18 protein-coding genes and 1 tRNA gene are annotated in these 23,044 nt (G+C 62.5%); 9 read left to right on the top strand and 10 right to left on the bottom strand.

Annotated features, from left to right (window positions below; translation table 11 throughout):
• Positions 1-38 precede the first annotated feature (38 nt).
• From sufB to iscR, 3 genes are all read right to left on the bottom strand, one after another.
• Positions 39-1,562: a Fe-S cluster assembly protein SufB gene (gene sufB, locus OKQ63_RS08790; RefSeq protein ID WP_264213548.1), complete on the bottom strand. Its 1,524-nt coding sequence runs from the start codon at positions 1,560-1,562 to the stop codon at positions 39-41.
• Positions 1,563-1,576: 14 nt separating this feature from the next.
• On the bottom strand, positions 1,577-2,620 hold the full coding sequence (locus tag OKQ63_RS08785; protein ID WP_264213547.1) for a cysteine desulfurase family protein: 1,044 nt from the start codon (positions 2,618-2,620) through the stop codon (positions 1,577-1,579).
• 139 nt (positions 2,621-2,759) lie between these two features.
• Positions 2,760-3,218, bottom strand: a complete 459-nt coding sequence (gene iscR, locus OKQ63_RS08780) for a Fe-S cluster assembly transcriptional regulator IscR (protein ID WP_264213546.1) — start codon at positions 3,216-3,218, stop codon at positions 2,760-2,762.
• 185 nt (positions 3,219-3,403) lie between these two features.
• On the opposite strand from iscR, the gene OKQ63_RS08775 reads away from it, so the two are divergent.
• The 3 genes from OKQ63_RS08775 to OKQ63_RS08765 are packed head-to-tail and all read left to right on the top strand — an operon-like array spanning position 3,404 to position 5,465.
• On the top strand, positions 3,404-4,057 hold the full coding sequence (locus OKQ63_RS08775; RefSeq protein ID WP_264213545.1) for an alpha/beta hydrolase: 654 nt from the start codon (positions 3,404-3,406) through the stop codon (positions 4,055-4,057).
• Positions 4,057-4,299: a hypothetical protein gene (locus OKQ63_RS08770; protein WP_264213544.1), complete on the top strand. Its 243-nt coding sequence runs from the start codon at positions 4,057-4,059 to the stop codon at positions 4,297-4,299. The genes OKQ63_RS08775 and OKQ63_RS08770 overlap by 1 nt, the downstream gene beginning before the upstream one ends.
• Positions 4,296-5,465, top strand: coding sequence for an HD domain-containing protein (locus OKQ63_RS08765; protein WP_264213543.1), 1,170 nt, complete (start codon positions 4,296-4,298; stop codon positions 5,463-5,465). Before OKQ63_RS08770 ends, OKQ63_RS08765 begins: the two co-directional genes overlap by 4 nt.
• A gap of 34 nt (positions 5,466-5,499) precedes the next feature.
• Here the strand turns inward: OKQ63_RS08765 and OKQ63_RS08760 are convergent, their stop codons facing one another.
• On the bottom strand, positions 5,500-6,288 hold the full coding sequence (locus tag OKQ63_RS08760) for a class II glutamine amidotransferase (RefSeq protein ID WP_264213542.1): 789 nt from the start codon (positions 6,286-6,288) through the stop codon (positions 5,500-5,502).
• Between the two features lie 251 nt (positions 6,289-6,539).
• Here OKQ63_RS08760 and OKQ63_RS08755 point away from each other — a divergent pair, with 251 nt between their 5' ends.
• Both OKQ63_RS08755 and typA read left to right on the top strand, forming a co-directional pair.
• Complete coding sequence (locus tag OKQ63_RS08755; protein ID WP_264213541.1) at positions 6,540-6,875, top strand: DMT family transporter; 336 nt, start codon at positions 6,540-6,542, stop codon at positions 6,873-6,875.
• A gap of 94 nt (positions 6,876-6,969) precedes the next feature.
• The gene (gene typA / locus OKQ63_RS08750) at positions 6,970-8,790 is read left to right on the top strand and encodes a translational GTPase TypA (RefSeq protein ID WP_264213540.1); all 1,821 of its coding nucleotides are present in this window, start codon (positions 6,970-6,972) and stop codon (positions 8,788-8,790) included.
• Positions 8,791-8,934: 144 nt separating this feature from the next.
• Here typA and OKQ63_RS08745 read toward each other — a convergent pair whose 3' ends face one another.
• From OKQ63_RS08745 to recA, 3 genes are all read right to left on the bottom strand, one after another.
• Positions 8,935-9,222: a DUF1330 domain-containing protein gene (locus tag OKQ63_RS08745; protein ID WP_264213539.1), complete on the bottom strand. Its 288-nt coding sequence runs from the start codon at positions 9,220-9,222 to the stop codon at positions 8,935-8,937.
• Positions 9,223-9,300: 78 nt separating this feature from the next.
• A complete protein-coding gene (alaS, locus tag OKQ63_RS08740; RefSeq protein ID WP_264213538.1) occupies positions 9,301-11,952 on the bottom strand; it encodes an alanine--tRNA ligase in 2,652 nt (883 codons plus the stop codon).
• A 157-nt stretch (positions 11,953-12,109) separates the two neighbouring features.
• A complete protein-coding gene (gene recA / locus OKQ63_RS08735; protein WP_264213537.1) occupies positions 12,110-13,177 on the bottom strand; it encodes a recombinase RecA in 1,068 nt (355 codons plus the stop codon).
• A gap of 192 nt (positions 13,178-13,369) precedes the next feature.
• Between recA and OKQ63_RS08730 the strand changes: the two genes are divergently transcribed.
• A complete protein-coding gene (locus OKQ63_RS08730) occupies positions 13,370-13,969 on the top strand; it encodes a gamma-glutamyl kinase (protein WP_264213903.1) in 600 nt (199 codons plus the stop codon).
• A gap of 51 nt (positions 13,970-14,020) precedes the next feature.
• On the opposite strand, the gene OKQ63_RS08725 is transcribed toward OKQ63_RS08730, so the two are convergent.
• The 3 genes from OKQ63_RS08725 to guaB all read right to left on the bottom strand — a co-directional run bounded on the left by OKQ63_RS08725 (position 14,021) and on the right by guaB (position 19,090).
• Complete coding sequence (locus OKQ63_RS08725; RefSeq protein ID WP_264213536.1) at positions 14,021-16,336, bottom strand: hybrid sensor histidine kinase/response regulator; 2,316 nt, start codon at positions 16,334-16,336, stop codon at positions 14,021-14,023.
• A 92-nt stretch (positions 16,337-16,428) separates the two neighbouring features.
• The gene (locus OKQ63_RS08720) at positions 16,429-17,604 is read right to left on the bottom strand and encodes an RsmB/NOP family class I SAM-dependent RNA methyltransferase (RefSeq protein WP_264213535.1); all 1,176 of its coding nucleotides are present in this window, start codon (positions 17,602-17,604) and stop codon (positions 16,429-16,431) included.
• 37 nt (positions 17,605-17,641) lie between these two features.
• Positions 17,642-19,090, bottom strand: a complete 1,449-nt coding sequence (guaB, locus tag OKQ63_RS08715) for an IMP dehydrogenase (RefSeq protein ID WP_264213534.1) — start codon at positions 19,088-19,090, stop codon at positions 17,642-17,644.
• A 186-nt stretch (positions 19,091-19,276) separates the two neighbouring features.
• On the opposite strand from guaB, the gene OKQ63_RS08710 reads away from it, so the two are divergent.
• The 3 genes from OKQ63_RS08710 to OKQ63_RS08700 all read left to right on the top strand — a co-directional run bounded on the left by OKQ63_RS08710 (position 19,277) and on the right by OKQ63_RS08700 (position 22,797).
• Positions 19,277-20,443 (top strand): CaiB/BaiF CoA transferase family protein, encoded by a 1,167-nt coding sequence (locus OKQ63_RS08710; protein WP_264213533.1) that lies wholly within the window; start codon positions 19,277-19,279, stop codon positions 20,441-20,443.
• A 145-nt stretch (positions 20,444-20,588) separates the two neighbouring features.
• Positions 20,589-22,637 carry an ASKHA domain-containing protein gene (locus OKQ63_RS08705; RefSeq protein ID WP_264213532.1) on the top strand — a complete coding sequence of 683 codons (2,049 nt, stop codon included), beginning with the start codon at positions 20,589-20,591 and terminating at the stop codon, positions 22,635-22,637.
• An 86-nt stretch (positions 22,638-22,723) separates the two neighbouring features.
• Positions 22,724-22,797 (top strand) — tRNA-Gly (locus OKQ63_RS08700).
• Positions 22,798-23,044 lie beyond the last annotated feature (247 nt).

The raw sequence follows: 23,044 nt of genomic DNA, 5'->3' as shown, positions 1-23,044 counted from the left end.
ACTACTGAGATGCCGCAGGCCGACCCAGGGGCCGCCTATCAGCCGACAGACCCTTCCAGCGAAATCGCAACCAGCTGCTGGGCTTCCATGGCGAACTCCATCGGCAGCGCTTGCAGCACGTCCTTGCAGAAGCCGTTGACCACCAGGGCCACCGCCTCCTCCTCATCCATGCCGCGCTGGCGGCAGTAAAACAGCTGGTCGTCATCGACCTTCGATGTCGTGGCCTCATGCTCCACGCGGGAGGAGTTGTTCTTGACCTCGATATACGGAACCGTGTGCGCCCCGCATTTGTCACCGATCAGCAGCGAGTCGCACTGGGTGTAATTGCGGCTGTCCTTGGCCTTGGGGTGCATCGACACCAGACCGCGGTAAGTGTTCTGCGCCTTGCCGGCCGAAATCCCCTTGGACACGATACGCGACTTGGTGCGCTTGCCCAGATGCACCATCTTGGTGCCGGTGTCGGCCTGCTGCATGTTGTTGGTGATCGCGATCGAGTAGAACTCGCCCTGGCTGTCGTCGCCGCGCAGGATGCAGGAGGGGTATTTCCAGGTCACGGCGGAGCCGGTTTCGACCTGGGTCCACATCACCTTGGCGCGGTCGCCGCGGCAGTCGGCGCGCTTGGTCACGAAGTTGTAGATGCCGCCCTTGCCGTTCTCGTCGCCGGGATACCAGTTCTGGACGGTGGAGTATTTCACCTCGGCGTCTTCCTCGACGATGATTTCCACCACGGCGGCATGCAGCTGGGCGATATCGCGCGCCGGTGCAGTGCAGCCTTCCAAGTAGCTGACATAGCTGCCTTTATCGGCAATGATCAGCGTGCGTTCAAACTGACCGGTGTTTTCCGCATTGATGCGGAAATAGGTCGACAGCTCCATCGGGCAGCGCACGCCCGGCGGCACATAGACAAAAGAGCCGTCCGAGAACACGGCAGAGTTCAGCGTGGCGTAAAAGTTGTCGGAAACGGGAACCACCGAGCCGAGGTACTTTTTGACCAGTTCAGGATGCTCGCGGATGGCTTCGGAGATCGAGCAGAAGATGACGCCCGCTTGCTTCAGCTCTTTCTGGAAGGTGGTGCCCACGGACACTGAGTCAAAAACCGCATCCACAGCCACTTTGCGGCCCTCGGCGGGCGCATTTTCAGCGCCTTCGACGCCAGCCAGAATCATCTGTTCTTTCAGCGGGATACCCAGCTTTTCGTAGGTCGCCAGCAGTTTGGGGTCGACCTCATCCAGCGACTTGGGCTTTACTTCCATCGATTTGGGACGGGCATAGTAGTACTGATCCTGGAAATCGATTTCCGGGTAGTCGACCATCGCCCAGGCGGGCTCTTCCTTCTGCAGCCAGCGCTCGTAGGCTTCCAGCCGCCAGTTCAGCATCCATTCCGGCTCTTCGTTCTTTTCCGAAATCAGCCGGACAATATCCGTGGTCAGCCCCTTGGGAGCGTATTCCATCTCGATATCGGTTTCCCAACCGTATTTGTAAGCACCGCCAACCTCGCGGACTGCGTCCACGGTTTCCTGGTCAACACCTTCCTTGACTTGGGTCTGGTCCAAAGCGGCCATTGTCATCTCCTCACTCACGCCGCGCGGGCGCGATGTTTCTTTTCTTTTTGCAGCCACGCCTCGGCAAAGCGCAGCACATCTTCTTCCGTTGTCTCGGGCCCCAGCGACACGCGCACCGCGCCTTGGGCTGTGGCCTCGTCATATCCCATGGCGGTCAGCACCGCGCTGGCGCGCACCTTGCCGCTGGAACAGGCGCTGCCCGCGCTGATGGCAAAGCCCGCGAGGTCCATCTGCATGACCTGGGTCTCGCCTTTCCAGCCCGGCGTTGCAAAACACAGGGTGTTCGGCAACCGCTTCTGATCCTTCCCGACAAAAATAGTATGGTTTGCGCCAGACACAAGCGCCTTCTCTAGAATATTTCTAAGTTCCGCAACCCTGTCCCAGACACCATTTGCCAGATCATTGACCGCTGCTTCAGCTGCGGCCCCGAAACCCGCGATTCCAATGACATTTTCGGTTCCGGACCGGCGGCCCATTTCTTGCCCGCCGCCCTTGATCCGCGCCTGCAAATCGGTGCCGCGCTTCATCACCACAGCCCCAATGCCCTTGGGGCCGCCCAGCTTGTGGGCCGATACAAGGGCCATTCGGGCACCCAGCCAGTTGAACGCAACCGGCAGTTTGCCAAATGCTTGCGTTGCATCTGTGACGGCCAGCCCCTCAGGCAGGCGCTGCACAATGCCGGTTTCGGAGTTGGCCAATTGCACAGTGGACCGAACAGGATCCGCAATCTGCACGGCCCCCTCGGGACTGACGGCCAGATCCTCGACAGTCCAAGCCCGCACCGCATCATGCTCCACCGGCGCGCCATGCAAACCGCGGTCCGCCAGCGCCAGCGACGCGCCCTCCGTGGAGCCGGAGGTGAACACGATATCCGCCCCGTCCGCCCCAAAGGCAGCAGCGACCTGTGCCCGCGCCTTTTCGACCAGCGCCTTGGCGGCGCGGCCCTCGGCATGCACCGAAGACGGGTTGCCGCAGACCTCCATCGCCGCAATCATCGCGGCCCGCGCCTCGGGGCGCAGGATGGCGGTGGCATTATGATCGAGGTAAACACGAGTCATGGAGTCATCTTTTTGCGGAACGTTGCCGCCTCATAAGCGGTTTTGCACAAATCTGCAAAGGCCCTGGCGCCTTGCGCGGGCCGGCCGGTTCCACTCAATCCGAAAATCTCGGGATTATTGCTGAAGTCCGAGAGCACAGTCAGTCATCCACCACCGCAAACAGGCTGGGCACAGCCGGACATGGCGCCAGGTCGTTCCTGATCACATCCGACAGGCGGGTCTGGTGCAGGAACACATAGACATGCGCGCTGAGACCTTCCCACAGGCGGTTGGTCAGCGATTGCGCCCGGCTGCCGGACAGCGCTCCGGAAGCCCCTGCGCCCTTATGCATGGCATCAACGGTTTCATCGACAGCAGAGAGCACGTCAACGATGCGGATCTCGGACGGCGCCATCGCCAAGCGGTACCCGCCGCCCGGCCCGCGCACGGACTCAACCAGCCCCGCCCGGCGCAGCTTGACGAACAGCTGCTCCAGATAGGGCAGCGAAATGTCCTGGCGTTTGGAGATATCGCCCAGCGGAACCAGATTGCCCTGTGTCTGCAGCGCGATATCCGCCAGCGCGACCATCGCATAGCGCCCTTTGGTGGAAAGCTTCATAATTTACCCCTCGAAACCAGCGCGCCCCTGCGAAAACATTGACCTCGCTGGCGTCTGTGCGTATCTCAGCCTGACGGTGTATGGCTTGGCCTGCGCCCTTGATTAGAACTGTTCTAAGATGCCTGACGGAACTCGTCAAGTTTTCTGCCGGCAGACCCGAAAACGAGAGTAGGATTAAACCGCCCATGCCCGAGGTCATCTTTCCTGGACCCGAAGGCCGCCTCGAAGGCCGCTATCACCCGCAAAAAGAAAAAGACGCCCCGATCGCCATTGTTCTGCACCCGCATCCGCAGTTCGGCGGCACCATGAACAACAAGGTGGTCTACAACCTGCACTATGCGTTCTACAACATGGGTTTCACCGTTCTGCGCTTCAATTTCCGCGGCGTCGGCCGCAGCCAGGGCGAATACGACCAGGGCGTGGGCGAGCTGTCGGATGCGGCCTCGGCGCTGGACTACCTGCAATCGATGAACTCCAACTCCAAGCATTGCTGGGTTGCGGGCTTCTCGTTCGGCGCGTGGGTCGGCATGCAGCTTCTGATGCGCCGCCCGGAGATCACCGGCTTCATCTCGGTGGCGCCGCCGGCCAATATGTATGACTTCTCCTTCCTGGCGCCCTGCCCGTCCTCCGGGCTGATCATCAACGGCACTGCCGACCGTGTGGCGCCGCCTGCGGACACTGCCAGCCTGGTCGGCAAGCTGCATGAGCAGAAGGGCATCACCATCACCCACACCGAGGTCGAGGGCGCGGATCACTTCTTCCAGGAGCCGCACATGGACAGCATGATCGGCAATGTGACCGACTATGTGAAGCGCCGCCTGACGGAGAATACCCGCTGATGAGCACAATCGAGACGCTGGCCCAAAAACTGGCGGTCGATACGCTCAAGGTTCAGGACGCAACCGGTGAAGAGCGGCTGTATGTGGAGGTCGGCCAGGTGCTGGGTGCGGCCTCCCAATCGCTGGAAGAGGCCTTCCTGACCGAAATGCGCGTGCGCCTCGCCGAACGCAAGGCGCGCGACTTCCTGAACAGGAGAATCCAGCAGGCCCAGGCGCAGCTCGACGCAAAAGGTGACGCTTGAGCACCCGGCTGGAGGCCCAATTCGCCTTCCTTCTGGAAGCCGACAAGCTCCGCCGCATCGACCGCCAGAACCTGATACTGGATTGCAGCCGCCGGGAAAACTCGGCCGAGCACAGCTGGCATCTGGCGCTTTATGCGCTGGTTCTGGCGCCGTTTGCTTCGCCGGAAGTCGATGTTTTCCGGGCCATCCGGATGCTGCTGCTGCACGACCTGGTTGAAATCGACGCAGGCGACCACCCGATCACTGATAACGTTGACTGGGCAGCCGTGGCAAAGGCCGAACAAGCCGCCGCCCAACGTCTGTTCGAACTTCTGCCCAAGGATCAGGGCGCAGAATTCCTGGCCCTGTGGCAGGAATTTGAAGCGGCAGACAGCCCCGACGCGCATTTTGCCAAGCGGGTTGACCATTGCCAGCCGATCTTTCAGACGCTCTATGGTGTCAAACCTCTCGACTGGCATGTTGATGTGGTCCGCAGCAATCTGAACGGCGGACGTGCAGCTGCACTGGAGCAGGATTTCGCGGAAGCGTTTCACCACGCGTTTTCGCTGCTGGGCGAAGACACCGGCTTTGACTGCAGCCGGCTGACAGCGCGGCTGCCTTTCCTGAATGAGGCAGACAAGCTCAAGCTGGTCACCCGCGCGTCCAAGCTGGGCGATGGCTCCCGGCACGAGAATTCGGCCGAACACAGCTGGCATATCATGCTCTATGCTTGGGTTCTGGCCGAACACAGCACGAACGCGGTCGATGTGGATCGGGTGCTGCAAATGCTGCTGCTGCATGATCTGGTCGAAATCGATGCCGGCGATTCGCCGATCCACGGGGTGACCGACGCCGCTGCTCTCGCGGCCCTGGCCGCCAGGGAAGAGGCCGCCGCAGACCGCCTGTTCGGCCTGCTGCCCGCCGCCCAAGGTGAAGTGATGCGGAGCATCTGGGAAGAGTTTGAGGCCGCGGAGAGCGCAGACGCCATTTTTGCCAAATCCATCGACCGGGTGCAGCCGGTCCTGCTCAACCTGCTAAACGGCGGCGGCAGCTGGGTGGAATATGACGTGAGCCTGCCGCAACTGGACGCCCGTGTCGGAGGCAAGGTCATCCGTGGCGCACCCGATGTCTGGCACCACGTGCGGGCACAGGTCGAACCCTGGTTCCGGAACGCCGGACGAATGTGACAGTGTGCGGCGGGGACACCCCCGCCGCACTCATTCACACATCCGCAAGGAACGGTTGAAACGGCTGCGTTTCCGCGCCTTTCGATGTAAGCGTCAGGAATTCTCCCGGCCGCAGCTTGCTCCATGCCTCGCCAGTGTGCTCAAAAGGTTCCGAGACCACGGCCCAGCCGTTCAGACTGCGGCTCCAGCGGTAGTAGACCGAGGGTGCAATAGCATCCGAAGAATAGCGCGCCGCAAAAAGTGTCTGCCCGTCGGACATGGCCACGGAGAGGCGCATATGCGGTGCCGTCCCCCGCGCCCGCGACAAGGCCTCCATACGCCCCACCGCCCGCTCCAGCGCGGCTTTCGGGTCCGCATCCAGATCCTCCTGCAAGGCCAGCAGGAACAGCACCTCGCTATCAGTTGCGCCTCTGCGGTGCTCATAAAGCTCATCCGGGATGGACATGTCGGCATGCCGGCGGAACTTCTCGAACCCGCCGACCTGCCCGTTGTGCATGAAGCTCCACTTGCCGGCCGTGAAAGGATGGCAGTTATTGCGGCTGGTGGCGGACCCGGTGGACGCCCGGACATGGGCCAGAAAAAGACCGGATTGCACCTGATGCACCAGCGCCCGCAGATTGCAGTCCGACCACGCCGGGTAGACATCGCGGTACAGCCCCGGCTCCGGCCGCTGCCCGTACCAGGCAATGCCGAACCCGTCGCCGTTTGTCGCAGTCTTGCATTCGACTGCTTTCTGGCTTTGCGCGATCAGTGAATGCGCAGGGGTGGAAATGATGTCTTCCAAAAAGACTTCGGCACCCGTGTAGGCGGCCCAGCGGCACATATGTCAGCCCCTCGCTCTTATTCAGGAATCAGATCAGTGTTTCCGACTGCTCAGAATTATCGGAACAATCCTCTAAGAAGTTCCCAATTTTCAGTCCAGTGTTTCCGCGCACAATCATCTGTTCATTGAAGCGGCGGGCGGAAAACCGGCAACCAGCGACGCATCGGGACTTCCTCCGGCGCACCGGATGCGGTACCCGGAACAGACAGAGGCCCGGCGGGCGAAGCGGAGCGCGCAAAACGGAGGCGATGATGCCTGTACATTACTTCTACCTGATCATTGCCGTGGCGGCGGAAACCATCGGCACCACCGCCTTGCAGGCCAGCCAGCAGTTTTCCCGTCTCGGGCCATCTCTGATCGTGCTGGTCGCTTATGCGTTTTCCTTCTACATGATGGGGCTAACGCTCAAGTTCATGCCGGTGGGCATCGTCTATGCCATCTGGTCAGGTCTCGGCATTCTGCTGATTGCGGTGATTGCGTTCTTCGTCTTCGGCCAAAAGCTCGATTTGCCTGCGGTCATTGGAATGCTGCTGATCATGTCAGGCATCGTCATCATCCATGTGTTTTCGAAAAGCTCGGGCCACTGATCCGCCATAGAAAGCGGCTCAGGACGGTTTTCCTCTGGCCTTTGCACCGGGATCGGGCTATGCGCGGCCCAACTTCCTTACAAAGGCACACGTCATGGACTTGCGCAACATTGCGATCATTGCTCACGTTGACCACGGCAAAACCACACTGGTCGACGAGCTGCTGAAACAATCCGGCGCCTTCCGCGAAAACCAGGCTGTGGCGGAACGCGCCATGGACAGCAACGACCTGGAGCGCGAGCGCGGCATCACCATTTTTGCCAAGCCGACCTCGGTCGAGTGGAACGGCACCCGGATCAACATCGTCGACACTCCCGGCCACGCCGACTTTGGCGGCGAGGTGGAGCGGATCCTGTCGATGGTCGATGGCGTGGTGCTGCTGGTGGACGCCGCCGAAGGCCCGATGCCGCAGACCAAATTCGTGACCTCCAAGGCGCTGGCCCTGGGCCTGCGCCCGATCGTGGTGCTGAACAAGGTCGACAAGCCGGACGCAGAACCCGACCGGGCGCTGGACGAATGCTTTGACCTGTTTGCATCGCTCGAGGCCAACGAGGACCAGCTGGATTTCCCGCACATGTACGCCTCCGGCCGCTCCGGCTGGGCCGACGCCGAACTGGACGGTCCCCGCAAGGACCTGCACGCGCTGTTCAACCTGATCGTCAACCACGTGCCCAAGCCGAAACAGATCAAGCGCCAGGGCGAAGACTTCCGGATGCTGGCCACCACCCTCGGGAGCGACCCCTTTGTGGGCCGCCTCCTGACCGGCCGGGTCGAATCCGGCAAGCTGAAGGTTGGCGCCACCGTGCAAGCGCTGACCCGCATCGGCCAAAAAATCGAACAGTTCCGCGTCACACGCATCCAAGCCTTCCGCGGTCTGGCCCAGCAGGACATCGAGGAAGCGCAGGCAGGCGACATCGTCTCCATCGCCGGCATGTCCAAGGCGACTGTGGCCGATACCATCTGTGCGCTGGCCGTGGATGAGCCGCTGGACGCCCAGCCGATCGACCCGCCGACCATTACCGTAACCTTTGGCATCAACGACAGCCCGCTGGCCGGCCGTGACGGCAAGAAGGTACAGTCACGCGTCATCCGCGACCGGCTGATGAAAGAGGCCGAAAGCAACGTCGCCATCAAAATCCAGGACACCCCCGGCGGCGAGGCTTTTGAAGTCTCCGGCCGCGGCGAACTGCAGATGGGCGTTCTGATCGAAAACATGCGCCGCGAAGGCTTCGAGCTGTCAATCTCCCGCCCGCAGGTGATCATGAAGGAGGTCGATGGCGTCCGCATGGAACCCATCGAAGAAGCCACCATCGATGTTGATGACGAATACTCCGGCGCGGTGATCGAAAAGCTGACCGGCACCCGCAAGGGGGAACTGGTCGAGATGAAACCGGCAGGCGCCGGCAAGACCCGTATCATCGCGCATGTTCCCTCGCGCGGCCTGATCGGCTATCACGGCGAGTTCCTGACCGACACCCGCGGCACCGGCGTGCTGAACCGCGTGTTCCACGGCTGGGCGCCGCACAAGGGTTCCATCCCCGGCCGCCGTGCCGGCGTGCTGATCTCGATGGAGAACGGCCAGTCCGTGGCTTATGCCCTGTGGAACCTGGAAGAGCGCGGCAAGATGATGATCGGCGCCCAGGCCGAGATTTACACCGGCATGATCATCGGTGAGCACTCGCGCGACAACGACCTGGAAGTGAACCCGCTGAAGGGCAAGAAGCTGACCAACGTGCGGGCCTCCGGCACCGACGATGCGGTCCGCCTGACCACCCCGATGACGCTGTCTCTGGAAGAGGCCATCGCCTATATCAACGATGACGAACTGGTCGAGGTGACACCGAACAACGTGCGCCTTCGCAAGCGTTATCTGGACCCGCATGAGCGCAAGCGGATGTCCAAGGCTGCAAGCTGATCTCGAAAAGGCGCCTCCGGGCGCCTTTTTCATGGCCCGCCGCAGCCCCACGAACCGGCGCCGCAAAAAGAAAGGCGCCCTGCGGCGCCCCTCATCTTACCTGAAACACGCGGGCGGCTAGGGCGCCGCCCGATACGCAGCGCCCTACTCGCTGGTCTCCACCACCATCAGCTCACGCTCTGAGGCGCCGCGCGCATGGTCAAGCGCTTCCTGGTATTCCGGGCTGTGATAGCAATCGACAGCAGCCTCAACGCTGGGAAAACGGGCCACTACATTGCGCGGCCGCTCCTTGCCCTCCAGCTGTACAAACCGGCCGCCGCGGGCGATGAACTCCCCGCCATGCTTGGCGATGGCCGGACCGGCCAGTTCGGCATATTTGCCATAGGCCTCGGCGTCGGTGACGGTCACATGTGCAATCCAGAGTGCGGGCATCGGAGCCTCCCAGAGTTATTGTGTTTCCAGCAGACCAGGCGGTCTGCCGGAAAGACCAAGCATTTTTTGACCAAATGGTCAACCTGCCAGCACGGCCTCTGCTGCCTTGATGGCCGCTTCAGCGCCGGAGAAATCCTTGCCGCCGCCCTGAGCCATATCCGGTCGGCCGCCGCCGCCCTTGCCGCCCACGGCAGGAACCGCCGCTTTCAGCACGTCCACGGCAGAGATGTCACCGGTCAAATCATCGGTCACGCCAGCGGCCACGGCCACCTTGCCGTCGTCCTCTGCGATCAGCAGGATCACACCAGAACCGATCCTTTGCTTATGGGCGTCAATCAGACCGCGCAGGTCCTTGCCGGACACGCCCTGCAGCGCCTGGGCCAGGAACTTCCTGCCGTTGACCTCCCTGGCCTCCGCGCCGCCGCTGGAACCGCCGCCCATGGCGACCTGCTGTTTGAGGCTGGAGATCTCGTTCTGCAGCGCCTTGCGCTCATCCATCATCGCCTTGAGGCGGTCCATGACATCCGCAGGCTGCGCCTTCAGAGCCGCTGCAATTTCTGCCATGCGGCCGGCTTCACGTTCCAGATGCTCGAACGCCGCGGCGCCGGTCAGTGCCTCGATCCGGCGAACGCCAGCCGAGGACGCGCTGTCGCCCAGGATCACGAAAGTGCCAATGTCGCCGGTCTGCTTCACATGGGTGCCGCCGCACAGCTCAATCGAATAAGTCTCGCCATCGTGGCCCTTGCCAGTGGGCGCCCGGCCCATGGAGACCACACGCACTTCATCGCCATACTTCTCGCCGAACAAGGCCTGCGCACCCAGTCCGCGCGCATCATCCGGGGTCATGATCCGCGTCGACACCGGCGTATTCTGGCGAATGAAATCGTTCACCTCGGCACCGACCTTGGCCAATTCTTCGGCACTCATCGCCTTGTTGTGGCTGAAATCGAAGCGCAGACGGTCGGCAGCATTAAGCGAACCCTTCTGCGCCACATGCTCACCCAGCGCGTTGCGCAGCGCTTCGTGCAGCAGGTGGGTGGCAGAGTGGTTGGCGCGGATCTTGCCGCGGCGCGCGTGATCCACTTCCATCGCGGCCCCCTTGCCAACGGAAATTTCGCCCGCTGTCACTTCGGCAATGTGCAGGAACAGCCCTTCCACTTTCTTGGTATCGGTGATGCGGGCAGTGCCGCCCTCGCTGGTCAGCACTCCGGTGTCGCCAACCTGGCCGCCGCTTTCTCCATAAAACGGCGTTTGGTTCAGGATGATCTGAACCGTGTCGCCCTTGGCCGCGGATTGCAGCTGCCCGCCATTCTTGACGATTGCCACGATCTGGCCTTCGGCCCGTTCGGTCTCATAGCCGAGGAAATCCGTCGGCCCCGCTGAGTCGAGAATATCGAAGTAAACCTTCACATCTTCGGCTTCGCCCAGACCAATGCCTCCAGCGCGGGATTTCTCCTTTTGCGCTTTCATGGCGGCGTCGAAACCCTCGGTGTCGACCTCGATCTCCTTGGCACGCAGGGCATCCTGGGTCAGGTCCAGCGGGAAACCATAGGTGTCATAGAGCTTGAACGCAGTCTCGCCCGGCAGCACATCGCCCTTGTCCAGATCGGCGGAGGCGTCATCCAGAAGCTTCAAGCCGCGGTCCAATGTCCGGAGAAAACGGGTTTCCTCCTGCTCGAAAGTCTCTTCGATCAGCGCTTGGCCCTGGCCGAGCTCCGGATAGGCCGCGCCCATTTTCTGAACCAGCGCCGGCACCAGCTTGTGCATCACCGGATCGGTGGCACCCAGCAGCGAGGCGTGGCGCATCGCGCGGCGCATGATCCGGCGCAAGACATAGCCCCGGCCTTCGTTCGACGGCAGCACGCCCTCGGCGATCAGGAAGGAGCAGGACCGCAGGTGATCGGCGATCACCCGGTGGTGCACGTTCTGAGCCCCGAACGGGTCGGAATTGGTCACATTCGCCGAGGCTTCGATCAGCGATTTGAACAGATCGGTTTCATAGTTGTCGTGCGTGCCCTGCAGCAGCGCCGCAATCCGCTCCAGCCCCATGCCGGTGTCGATGGACTGCATCTCCAGATCGACCATCGAGCCGTCGGCGAACTTCTCGTTCTGCATGAAGACGAGGTTCCAGATCTCGATGAACCGGTCGCCATCTTCCTCAGGCGAGCCCGGCGGGCCGCCCCAGATATGGTCGCCGTGGTCATAGAAGATCTCGGTGCAGGGGCCGCAGGGGCCGGTATCGCCCATCTGCCAGAAGTTGTCAGAGGTCGCGATGCGGATGATCCGGTCCTCCGGAACGCCCATCTTCTTCCAGATCTCAAAGGCTTCGTCGTCGGTGTGATAGACGGTGGTATAGAGCCGGTCCTTGGCAATACCGAATTCCTTGGTGATCAGTTCCCAGGCAAAGGGGATCGCCTCATGCTTGAAATAGTCGCCAAACGAAAAGTTTCCGAGCATCTCGAAGAACGTGTGGTGGCGCGCGGTGTAGCCGACGTTGTCGAGGTCGTTGTGCTTGCCGCCGGCGCGCACGCATTTCTGCGATGTCGTCGCGCGTTTGTAGTCGCGGGTCTCCACTCCGGTGAAACAGTTCTTGAACTGGACCATGCCCGAGTTGGTGAACATCAGGGTCGGGTCGTTGCGCGGCACCAGCGGGCTGGAGTCGACCACCTCATGCCCCTGTTTGGCAAAGTAGGTCAGAAAGGTTGAGCGGATATCGTTGAGCGTCGGCATATGCGGGATCTCTTGCGGGCTTAAAACAAGCGTTCCGGGCAGGTTTAACCGTCAGCCTGCGCACTGTCCACAGCGGGAAGCGGCGTGCGCCAAGGAAAAAGGGCGCAGCATCCGCCACGCCCCCGTATCCGCAGGTTTTGATCAGACGACCCGGCGCTTAGGCCTCAAGAATATCATCCGCATCGTCCAGATCCGGACGTTCGAATTCCAGCCCGTGGGAAGCCCGGATCTTATCCTCGATGTCAAACGCAATCGACGGGTTTTCGCGCAGGAATGTCTTGGCGTTTTCCCGCCCCTGGCCGATCCGTTCATCCCCGTAAGAGAACCAGGCCCCGGACTTGTTGACGACACCCGCCGCCACGCCCAGGTCCAAAAGCTCACCCATTTTGGAAATACCTTCGCCATACATGATGTCGAATTCCACCTGCTTGAACGGCGGCGCGACCTTGTTCTTCACCACCTTGACGCGTGTCGCGTTGCCCACCACTTCATCCCGGTCCTTGATCGCGCCGATGCGGCGGATATCCAGCCGGACGGAGGAGTAGAACTTCAGCGCATTGCCGCCGGTGGTGGTTTCGGGGGAGCCGAACATCACGCCGATCTTCATACGGATCTGGTTGATGAAGATCACCATGCATTTGGAACGGCTGATGGAGCCGGTCAGCTTGCGCATCGCCTGACTCATCAACCGGGCCTGCACACCGACACTGCTGTCGCCCATGTCGCCCTCAAGCTCCGATTTCGGCGTCAGCGCCGCCACAGAGTCGACGATCACCATGTTCACGGCACCCGAACGTACCAGCGTATCGGTGATTTCCAGCGCCTGTTCACCGGTGTCGGGCTGCGAGATCAGCAGCTCGTCCAGGTCGACGCCCAGCTTGGCCGCATACTGCGGGTCCAGCGCGTGCTCCGCATCGACAAAGGCGCAGACGCCGCCCTTTTTCTGCTGTTCCGCAATGCAATGCAGTGTCAGCGTGGTCTTGCCGGAGCTTTCCGGGCCGTAGATTTCAATGATCCGCCCCATCGGCAGGCCGCCGATCCCCAGCGCAATGTCCAGGCCCAAGGAGCCGGTCGAACTGGCCTCGATCTCCTGCAGCGCGGTGCCATCGCCGAGTTTCATGATGGAGCCCTTGCCGAACTGCCGCTCAATCTGAGCAAGCGCGCTGTCGAGCGCCTTTTGCTTGTCACCGCTTACTTTATTTTTCATGGTCAAAAGATCCGCCATAGTCCCTTGTCCCTCTCTATGTGTCACACACCGGGGCGTGCGGCAATCACTGCTTTGTTCACCTCTTGTTCCTTATGAGATCAAAAAGAGAACATTGCAACAGAAAACTGGTGTACCCACCTCACGGCACGGATGTTAAAGAAGGGTTTATGGTTAACCGACAGCAAGAAATTTTACCGGGCAGTTAACGGAATGATGATATTTTTCAAGGAACGGCTGGCGCTTCTCTCCGTTCCCAAAACCGGCACCACCGCGTTTCAGGCCGCATTGCGCAACCGCGCGGATCTGGTGATGTCAGACCCGCCGGAACTGAAACATGCGCCGGTTTACCGCTACAACCGCTGGATACGCCCGATGTTCGAAAAGGTGTGCGGTGCCGAACTGGAGGTCGTGGCGGTAATGCGCGAACCTGTCAGCTGGCTTGGCAGCTGGTACAGGTACCGGCAGCGGCCCCTTCTGGACGGCAAACCCAACTCAACCAAGGGTGTCAGCTTCGATGATTTTCTGCATGCCTACTGCAAGGGCAAGCCGCCTGCCTTTGCCAATGTGGGCAGCCAGGCGAAGTTCCTGGAAGCACAACCAAACGGCTGCAAGGTCAACCATCTGTTTCGCTATGAAGATCAGGACGCTTTAAGGCGTTTCCTGGAACAGCGCCTGGAGATGGATATCCGGCTTGAGCGGCTGAATGTCAGCCCTCGGGCAAGTCTGGCGCCAAGCCCGGATGCAGCGTGCCATCTACGGCGCAAGCGCGCGGCTGAATTCGAACTTTACGAGTCCATTCCAGCCTTATGAACGCGGAAAGCCGCCGGTTCCGGCGGCTTTCCCTGCTGCAATTCGTCCGTGTCAGTGCAATTGCGCGTGCACCGTTTCCGTCAGCTGGTTGAGAGAGAACGGCTTGGGCAGGAAAACCGAGTTCGGCACATCGGGATCAGCCTCGCCAAAGGCGCCTTCGGCATAGCCGGAGACAAAGACCACGCGGGTGTCGGGACGCTCTTTCAATGCTTCGCGCACCCAGCTGGGACCGTCCATTCCTGGCATGACGACATCGGTCACAAAAACATCCACCGTCAGGCCGGGGTCTTCCAGCGTCCGCAGCGCATCCTCAGCGGATTCCGCTTCCAGAACCGTGTAGCCGCGCATTCTGAGGGCGCGGGACGCAAAGGCGCGCACCGGGGCCTCGTCCTCGACCAGCAGCACCACGCCCTCGCCATGCTGAGCGGCGGCAGCATTTTCGGCTGCATCTGCCGGCTTGTCCGCGGCCAGCGGTTCCGCCTGCTGTTTAAAGACCGGGAAAAACAGAGTGAACTGGGTTCCGTGCCCTTTGACCGAGTCGACAAAAATGTAGCCGCCGGTCTGCTTGATAATCCCATAGGCCGTTGACAGACCGAGTCCGGTACCCTCGCCCGTGCGTTTTGTGGTGTAGAACGGTTCAAATACCTTCTGCAGTTTGTCCGGCGCAATGCCGACGCCTTCATCCGACACTTTCACCGTTACCCAATCGCCGGAGGGAACGGTGGCCCGGTCACGCTCCAGCGGTTTGTCCAGCGCAATGACCTCGGTCTCGACCCGGATTTCCCCGCCCTGCGGCATCGCATCGCGCGCATTCACCACCAGGTTCATCAGCACCTGTTCCAGCTGCCGCTTGTCGGCACGGATCGACTTCATCACCGGATCGTGGCTGAGGGTCAGGGTAACCTTTTCGCCAACCAGGCGGTTCAGCAGATGGGTCAGATCCGACAGCGTGTCCCGCACATCCAGGGTTTCCGGCTGCAGGGTCTGCTTGCGCGAGAACGCCAGCAGCTGGCTGACCAGCGAGGCCGCCCGGTTGGCATTCTCATGGATCTGGATCAGGTCGCCATAGTCCTGGTCGCCCTGGTCATGGCGCAGCAGCAGCAGGTCGCAATGGCCGGAAATCGCCGTCAGCAGGTTGTTGAAGTCATGCGCCACCCCGCCGGCCAGCTGGCCGATTGCCTGCATCTTCTGGCTTTGCACAAACTGCGCTTCCAGTGTCTTCAGCTCGGTCGCGTCATTCAGTACGGCGATCAGGACCGGCGTGCCCTCTTCCACCACCCGGGTCAGGGTCACCTGGACAAAGACCTCCTTGTCCGAGCGCGACAGGCGCAGGAATTCGGATTTGTTCGGTGCCAGCCCGTCTGCGGTATCGCGCAGCCAGTCCGCCATCGGGCGGCCCAGCCCTTCCATCAGCTGGCCCAGTTTCAGGCTGGCGCAGCTTTTCACGCCCAGCAGCCGCAGCGCCATGCGGTTGGTGGTCAGGATTTCCCCCGTCGGGGCAACCTTGAGGAAGGGGACCGGCAGCGCTTCCAGCCCGGCCTGGGCAGAGTCAAAGCCGCTTTCGTCCACTTCCATCAGGAACAGCTCGCTGCGGCCCTGGGTGCGGTTGGTCTCGCTGATCAGCACCTGAACCGGACCGGATTTGGTGCTGAGCGTGTTGATCTGCCCCGGCATGACAGGCAGCGAAGGAAACAGGCGGTCAGTGGATTTCACCCGCTCGCCGATCAGAGTGCGGGCGGCCTCGTTCATAAACAGGACGGCGCCGGTACGGCCGACGGTAATCATCGGCACCGGCATCGCATCCGCGCCGCGGCCGTTGCCGCCGCGGTCGAGGATATCCTCGACCCGCCACAGGAAGCTGCCGCCGTTCATCTGATGCACCGCCAGCCGCACATGGCCGCGCCGGGTGACGATGTCCTCGCGCGCGGCGCCATCGACCCGGGCCCGGCTTTGCAGCCGGTAAAGGACCGCAGACGGGTTGGCCAGGATCGAGCGCAACGTGCCGGACAGCGTGTCCCGGCTGGCATCCTGGAACCGCTTCACCGCGGCGCCGTTGCAGGCGTGGATCACCCCGTCATCGTCGGTGACAAAGCTGGGCGTGGCATCCTTTTCGATAAAGCCGGTCAGCAGTTCCGCCGCCATGGCCCGCGCATTCAGCCGCATCCGGGTCTGCACAACCATCAGCACCGCAACCGCCATCAGGGTCAGCCCCACCATGATGAAGCCGCGGCTCATCCAGTCCGGCAGCGGGATCAGCCAGGGGCCGGACATCAGCATCAGCGCCAGCAGCAAAGTTGCCGCAAGCCTGGCGTGCTCAGGCGCGTAAACCCGCAATTCCGGAACGGAGGTTTCTTGGCGAGCGGACATCACGGCTCCATCGATCGTGCTTGGTGCCGCCATAACGCGGCCGTTTCGGTTAAAACCACGTTAAGAAACACCTAAGTTTTCCAGCGTGGACCCTAACAACCGCCATTCGCACGCGTCAACACGGCAACATAGAAACCATCGGTGCCATCCTGCACCTGCCAGCTTTTCTCCGCTGCCAGGGACCACGCCGGGTTTTGGCGCATAAAGCCTTGAACCTGAACAGAGTTTTCCCGATCCAGCATAGAGCAGGTTGCATAGGCCAGGAAGCCGCCCGGGGCGGTCAGGCCAGCCGCCTTGCACAGTATCTCCGACTGGGTCTGCTGCAGCGCCTGCAGGCCGTCCGCCGTCAGCCGCCATTTGCCCTCAGGCGCGCGCCGCCAGGACCCTGAACCGGAACAGGGCACGTCACACAGAACCAGATCAAACGGGCCGTGACGCTCCAGGTCCGCTGAGGACAGAACCGAAACCGGCGCCCCCGCCCGCGCCGCCCGCGCCGGGAGGTCCTTCATCCGCCTGGCGTCGGCGTCATGGGCGAAAAGCCGGATCCCGGCCTGTGCCACCATGGCAAGGCTTTTTCCGCCGCCGCCCGCGCAGAAGTCCAGCACCTTCATGCCATCCTCCAGCGGCAAGTGCGCCACCACAGCCTGGCTGGCCGCATCCTGCAGCTCAACCAGCCCGTCCTGATAGGCCTCGGCATTGCGCAGCTTGCGGGCGCCTTCAATCACTTCCAGCGCCGTTGCGGCAGCCGGGTGCGGCCGGGTGGTGATCCCCTCGGACGCAAGAGCCTCTTGTGCCGCGCCAATTGTGCCCCGCACCGTGTTCACCCGAAGATGCACCGGCGCCCGGCTGCGCAGGGCACGCGCGGCGGCTTCGGCCTGTAGTCCCAGGCTGGTGCTGAATTCGGGCCAAAGCCAGTCGGGGATATCCACAGCGCCCGCGCCTTCGGGAAGCGGCGGCAGCAGACGTTCGGCGTCTGTCAGCGGCGCAGGCGCATGGCCTTGCCCGTTGAACATCTCATCGGGGTCCCGGCCTGCCTCGCGCAGCGCGCCCAGGATCAGCCCCCGTCCGCTGCGGGCGCCGCCCATGGCCGCATGCGAACGCAGGCAGCGCAGCGCGGTGAACACATGGTCGCGCACGGCGGCACGGTCCTTGGAGCCGGCGAACCGGCTGCGGCGCCCCCAGGAGGTCAGCGCCTTTTCGGCAGGGTCCCCTGCCAGTATCAGGTCGAGGATCTCGATGGCCGCCTGCAGGCGGGCGGCGGGGGTCACGCCCCTGCCCTTTTCATGCGCGCGGCCATCATGATTCTTACCCCACCCGGTAGTTCGGCGCTTCGCGGGTGATCTGCACGTCGTGCACGTGGCTTTCCTTGAGCCCGGCACCGGTGATGCGGACAAAGTTGCAATTCTTGCGCATCTCATCGACGGTGGCACAGCCGGTGTAGCCCATCGCCGCGCGCAAGCCGCCCACCAGCTGATGGATCACCGCGTTTGCGCCGCCCTTGTACGGCACCTGGCCCTCGATGCCTTCCGGCACCAGCTTGTCGCTGGCCGCATCCTTCTGGAAGTACCGGTCAGCCGAGCCGCGCGCCATCGCCCCCATCGAGCCCATGCCGCGGTAGGATTTGTAGGACCGGCCCTGATACAGGATCACTTCACCCGGGGACTCGTCAGTGCCGGCAATCATCGAGCCCACCATCGCGCAGGACGCGCCTGCCGCTATCGCCTTGGCGAAATCGCCGGAGAACTTGATGCCGCCATCAGCGATCACCGGAGTGTCGCCAGCAGCACCGGCGCAATCCATGATCGCGGTCAGCTGCGGCACGCCAACGCCCGCCACCATGCGTGTGGTGCAGATCGAGCCCGGGCCGATGCCGACCTTGACCGCATCCGCCCCTGCGTCGATCAGCGCCATGGTGGCCTCGGCGGTGGCCACGTTGCCGGCAATCACCTGAACCTTGTTCGACAGCGCCTTGACCCGCTTCACGGCCTCGATCACGCCAGCGGAATGACCGTGCGCCGTGTCGACGACGACAATATCGACCCCCGCGTCGATCAGCGCCTCGGAACGCTCAAAACCGCTGTCGCCGACCGAGCTGGCGGCAGCCACACGCAGGCGGCCCAGTTCATCCTTGCAGGCGGTGGGGTTCAGAACCGCCTGTTCAGTGTCCTTCAGGGTCAGCAGACCGGTCAGCTTGCCATTCTTGTCAGAGACCAGCAGCTTTTCGATCCGGCGCGCCTTCATCAGCGACTTGGCCTCTTCCAGCTCCGCAGGCTCCTGCAGCATCGCCAGATTGTCGGAGGTCATCATCACCGATACCGGCGTGCTGTCATCGGAGGCAAACCGCATGTCGCGGTTGGTAACGATGCCGACGACACGGCCGGAGCCGTCCACCACCGGGAAACCGGTGACCCGGTAGCGTTCCTGCAGTGCCTTGGCATCTGCCAGGGTCTGGTCCGCCGTCAGGGTGATGGGGTTGTAGACAATGCCGGAGACAAAACGTTTCACCCGGCGCACTTCCTGCGCCTGCTCTTCCACGTTCAGGTTCTTGTGGACCACGCCCATGCCGCCGGCCTGCGCCATCGCAATCGCCATGCGGGACTCGGTCACCGTGTCCATCGCCGAGCTGAGCAGCGGAATGTTCAGCGACACCGACCGCGTAACCCGGGTGCGGGTATCGGCAGTGTTGGGCAGCACGCTGGACGCGCCCGGCACCAGAAGAACGTCATCAAAGGTAAGAGCCTCACGAATCTGCATTTGTCATCCCCATGCATAACCCCGTTTGGCGGTGACCCTATGGCACAGAACCGGCCGGGGGAAAAGAGGCCCGGCATAAGAATTCCTGCAGTGCAGAAAAACTCTGCCCGGCGGCTGATCTGGGTCAAGGCGGACCGCGCTCCGGAGCGTATCAGGAAACCTGCGCAGATTATGCAGGATTCTGAAATGCCCGGCCCTTTGGATGACATCACCATTCTGGACCTCACCCATGTTCTGGCAGGTCCATACTGCTCGATGATCCTGTCGGATCTGGGCGCCAGGGTGATCAAGGTGGAACGTCCTGGCAGCGGCGACGACACCCGCGCCTTTCCGCCGTTCAAAGGAGACGAAAGCGCCTATTTTGCCGCCATCAACCACGGCAAGGAAAGCATTGCACTGGACCTGAAGGCCCCGCGGGACCGCGCCATTTTCGAGCGGCTGCTGGCGCAGGCCGATGTGCTGCTGGAGAACTATCGCCCCGGCGTGATGCAGCGGCTGGGATATGGCTGGGAGGACCTTCACGCAAAACACCCCCGGCTGATCTATGGTGCGGTGTCCGGCTTTGGCCATACCGGCCCCGATGCCCTGCAACCGGCTTATGACATGGTGGTGCAGGCCCGCGGCGGGGTGATGTCGGTTACCGGCGAAATGAACCGCGAGCCGGTGCGCGCCGGGGTCTCGATCGGCGACATCGCGGCGGGCATGTTCCTGGGGCATGGGATCCTCGCCGCTCTGCTGGATGTCCAGAAATCCGGCAAAGGCACATTTGTCGACGTGGCCATGCTGGACAGCCAGCTGGCGCTGCTGGAACATGCCATTGCCATCACCACGGTCACGGGCGTGGCACCGCAGCCGTCCGGCGCGCGGCACCCCTCGATCACCCCGTTTGAAACCTTTCACGCAGCGGACGGGCTGTTTGTGATCGCGGCAGGCAACGACACGCTGTTTGCCCGGCTCTGCGATGCGCTGCAGCTGCCGCTGGGCGGCGACCCGCGCTTTGCCACCAACCCTGCCCGGTGCGAAAATGCCCGCCTTTTGAAGCGTTTGATCGAGGCTGTCACGCTGGACAAACAAAAGCACCATTGGATCGCGCTGCTGACAAAAACAGGCATTCCAACCGGCCCGATCCAGACCGTGGACCAGGTGCTGCAGGACCCGCAGATCCTGGCCCGCAACATGGTGGTGGATGTGCTGGGGGAGGACGGCCGCCCGGCTTTCACCGCGGCAGGCAACCCGATCAAGATGAGCAGCCTGCCGGATCCCGCGACCCGCGCCCCTGCCCCGCAGTTGAACGGAAACCGGGAAAAGATTCTGGCGTGGCTGAAAGAGGTTGAGCGGCAGCAGGCCCCCTGACCGCCGTGCGCCTTAAATCCGCATCCGAAAGTCATGAAATCTTCAAAAATGGCGCCCGCAGACGGGAAAATGCCGCCCTTTGCCTTTCGCCTGCCGCAAAAGCCCATATGCTCCGCCTAAATTGCGGAATGAGAAGGCCACAGGCATGACTGACGAACCCCTCGTTGTGTTTACCCCCTCCGGCAAGCGCGGACGTTTCCCCGCGGGCACGCCGATCCTGACAGCTGCCCGGCAGCTCGGAGTCGACCTCGACTCGGTCTGCGGCGGCCGCGGGATCTGCTCGAAATGCCAGATCACTCCTTCCTATGGCGAGTTCTCCAAACACGGCGTGACCGCCGAAGAAGGCGCGCTCAGCGAGTGGAACAAGGTCGAGCAGCGCTACAAGGACAAGCGCGGCCTGATCGACGGCCGCCGCCTGGGCTGCCAGGCCACCGTGCAGGGCGACATCGTGATCGACGTGCCGCCGGAAAGCCAGGTCCACCGCCAGGTAGTGCGCAAGCGTGCCGAGGCCCGCGAAATCACCATGAACCCCTCCACCCGCCTGTACTATGTCGAGGTCGAAGAGCCCGACATGCACAAACCGACCGGCGACATGGAGCGGCTGATCGAGGCGCTGGAGACCCAGTGGGAGCTGAAAGGCGTCAAGACCGACCTGCATATCCTGAGTGTGCTGCAGCCGGCGCTGCGCAAGGGCAACTGGAAGGTCACCGTCGCCGTGCATCAGGGTGACGCAAACCATCCGCCCAAGATCATGCACATCTGGCCCGGCTATTACGAGGGCACGATCTACGGACTGGCTGTGGACCTTGGCTCCACCACCATTGCCGCGCATCTGTGCGACCTGCAATCGGGCGAGGTGGTTGCCTCCTCCGGCATCATGAACCCGCAGATCCGCTTTGGCGAAGACCTGATGAGCCGGGTGTCCTACTCGATGATGAACAAGGGCGGCGACCAGGAGATGACCCGCGCGGTGCGCGAAGGGATGAACGCGCTGTTCACCCAGATCGCCGCAGAAGCAGGAATCGACAAGGCGCTGATCGTTGACGCGGTGTTTGTCTGCAACCCGGTGATGCACCATCTGTTCCTCGGAATCGACCCGTTTGAACTGGGCCAGGCGCCATTTGCGCTGGCAACCTCCAACGCGCTTGCCTTGCGCGCCGTAGAGCTTGACCTGAACATCCACCCGGCCGCCCGCGTCTATCTTCTGCCCTGCATTGCGGGCCACGTTGGTGCGGACGCCGCCGCCGTCGCACTGTCGGAAGCGCCCGACAAATCCGAAGACCTGGTGCTGGTTGTCGACGTGGGCACCAACGCGGAGATCCTGCTGGGCAACAAGGAAAAGGTACTGGCCTGTTCCTCGCCCACCGGCCCGGCCTTTGAAGGCGCACAGATCTCAAGCGGCCAGCGCGCTGCACCCGGCGCCATCGAACGTGTCGAGATCAATCCGGAGACCAAGGAACCCCGCTTCCGCGTCATCGGGTCCGAGATCTGGTCGGACGAGGCAGGTTTTGCCGAATCCATCGCCACCACCGGCATCACCGGCATCTGCGGCTCCGGCATTATCGAGGCGATTGCGGAAATGCGCATGGCCGGCGTGCTGGATGCCTCCGGCCTGATCGGCTCGGCCGAGCAGACCGGCTCCGCCCGCTGCATCCAGGATGGCCGGACCAACGCCTATCTGCTGTGGGACAGCTCCGCCGAGGGCGGCCCGACCATCACCGTCACCAACCCCGACATCCGCGCCATCCAGATGGCCAAGGCGGCGCTGTACTCCGGTGCGCGCCTTTTGATGGACAAATTCGGCGTCGAGAACGTCGACCGCGTGGTGCTGGCCGGTGCGTTTGGCGCGCATATCTCGGCCAAACACGCGATGGTGCTGGGCATGATCCCCGACTGCGTGCTGGGCAAGGTGACTTCGGCAGGCAACGCCGCTGGAACAGGCGCCCGCATCGCGCTGCTGAATACCGAAGCACGCGGCGAGATCGAAGAAACCGTCCGCAGAATCGAGAAGATCGAAACCGCCGTGGAACCGCGCTTCCAGGAGCATTTCGTGAACGCATCGGCGATCCCCAATTCGGCCGAGCCTTTCCCGATCCTGGCAACTGTCGTGACCCTGCCGCAGGTGAATTTCAACACCGGCGGCGGTGATGGCGACGGCGCCGGCGGAGGCCGTCGCCGCCGCCGGCGCGGCTGACCCCGGGACGGATCCGGAAACGCCCGAAATTCCGCTGCAGCGCTATTGACCTCCTTGGCGCTGCAGCATAATCCTGCTCATCACAGGCGGGTATGATGTAATGGCAGCCTGTCAGCTTCCCAAGCTGAACGCGCGGGTTCGATTCCCGCTACCCGCTCCAAAACTCCTCACATGTCCCAACAACCGGCGCAGCGCCGCCGGGCCGGCCCCAGCGGAACCAGGCCTGCTGGTTCTGAACCGCGCGGATGTGGCCGAAGTGTGCTAAGCTCTGACCGCACGCCTGAAAGGTACGGGCGGCGATGTTGGGAGGGTATCTGTATGACACATCATTTCTTAATCGCGGCACTGGTTTGCGCATTCAGCGCGGGAAGTGCAGCGTCCGCTTCAACCTGGGACCAGGGCGGCAC

Source organism: Leisingera thetidis (genome assembly GCF_025857195.1).
GTDB lineage: Bacteria > Pseudomonadota > Alphaproteobacteria > Rhodobacterales > Rhodobacteraceae > Leisingera > Leisingera thetidis.
Note: the sequence above shows the minus strand (reverse complement) of the source record. Positions and strands in the feature narration are given on the sequence as shown.

Excerpts from the sequence above, each read along its gene's own strand:
- sufB (WP_264213548.1), bottom strand. The coding sequence starts at position 1,562 with ATGGCCGCTTTGGACCAGACCCAAGTCAAGGAAGGTGTTGACCAGGAA.
- OKQ63_RS08785 (WP_264213547.1), bottom strand. The coding sequence starts at position 2,620 with ATGACTCGTGTTTACCTCGATCATAATGCCACCGCCATCCTGCGCCCC.
- iscR (WP_264213546.1), bottom strand. The coding sequence starts at position 3,218 with ATGAAGCTTTCCACCAAAGGGCGCTATGCGATGGTCGCGCTGGCGGAT.
- OKQ63_RS08775 (WP_264213545.1), top strand. The coding sequence starts at position 3,404 with ATGCCCGAGGTCATCTTTCCTGGACCCGAAGGCCGCCTCGAAGGCCGC.
- OKQ63_RS08770 (WP_264213544.1), top strand. The coding sequence starts at position 4,057 with ATGAGCACAATCGAGACGCTGGCCCAAAAACTGGCGGTCGATACGCTC.
- OKQ63_RS08760 (WP_264213542.1), bottom strand. The coding sequence starts at position 6,288 with ATGTGCCGCTGGGCCGCCTACACGGGTGCCGAAGTCTTTTTGGAAGAC.
- OKQ63_RS08755 (WP_264213541.1), top strand. The coding sequence starts at position 6,540 with ATGCCTGTACATTACTTCTACCTGATCATTGCCGTGGCGGCGGAAACC.
- typA (WP_264213540.1), top strand. The coding sequence starts at position 6,970 with ATGGACTTGCGCAACATTGCGATCATTGCTCACGTTGACCACGGCAAA.
- OKQ63_RS08745 (WP_264213539.1), bottom strand. The coding sequence starts at position 9,222 with ATGCCCGCACTCTGGATTGCACATGTGACCGTCACCGACGCCGAGGCC.
- alaS (WP_264213538.1), bottom strand. The coding sequence starts at position 11,952 with ATGCCGACGCTCAACGATATCCGCTCAACCTTTCTGACCTACTTTGCC.
- recA (WP_264213537.1), bottom strand. The coding sequence starts at position 13,177 with ATGGCGGATCTTTTGACCATGAAAAATAAAGTAAGCGGTGACAAGCAA.
- OKQ63_RS08730 (WP_264213903.1), top strand. The coding sequence starts at position 13,370 with ATGATGATATTTTTCAAGGAACGGCTGGCGCTTCTCTCCGTTCCCAAA.
- OKQ63_RS08725 (WP_264213536.1), bottom strand. The coding sequence starts at position 16,336 with ATGTCCGCTCGCCAAGAAACCTCCGTTCCGGAATTGCGGGTTTACGCG.
- guaB (WP_264213534.1), bottom strand. The coding sequence starts at position 19,090 with ATGCAGATTCGTGAGGCTCTTACCTTTGATGACGTTCTTCTGGTGCCG.
- OKQ63_RS08710 (WP_264213533.1), top strand. The coding sequence starts at position 19,277 with ATGCCCGGCCCTTTGGATGACATCACCATTCTGGACCTCACCCATGTT.
- OKQ63_RS08705 (WP_264213532.1), top strand. The coding sequence starts at position 20,589 with ATGACTGACGAACCCCTCGTTGTGTTTACCCCCTCCGGCAAGCGCGGA.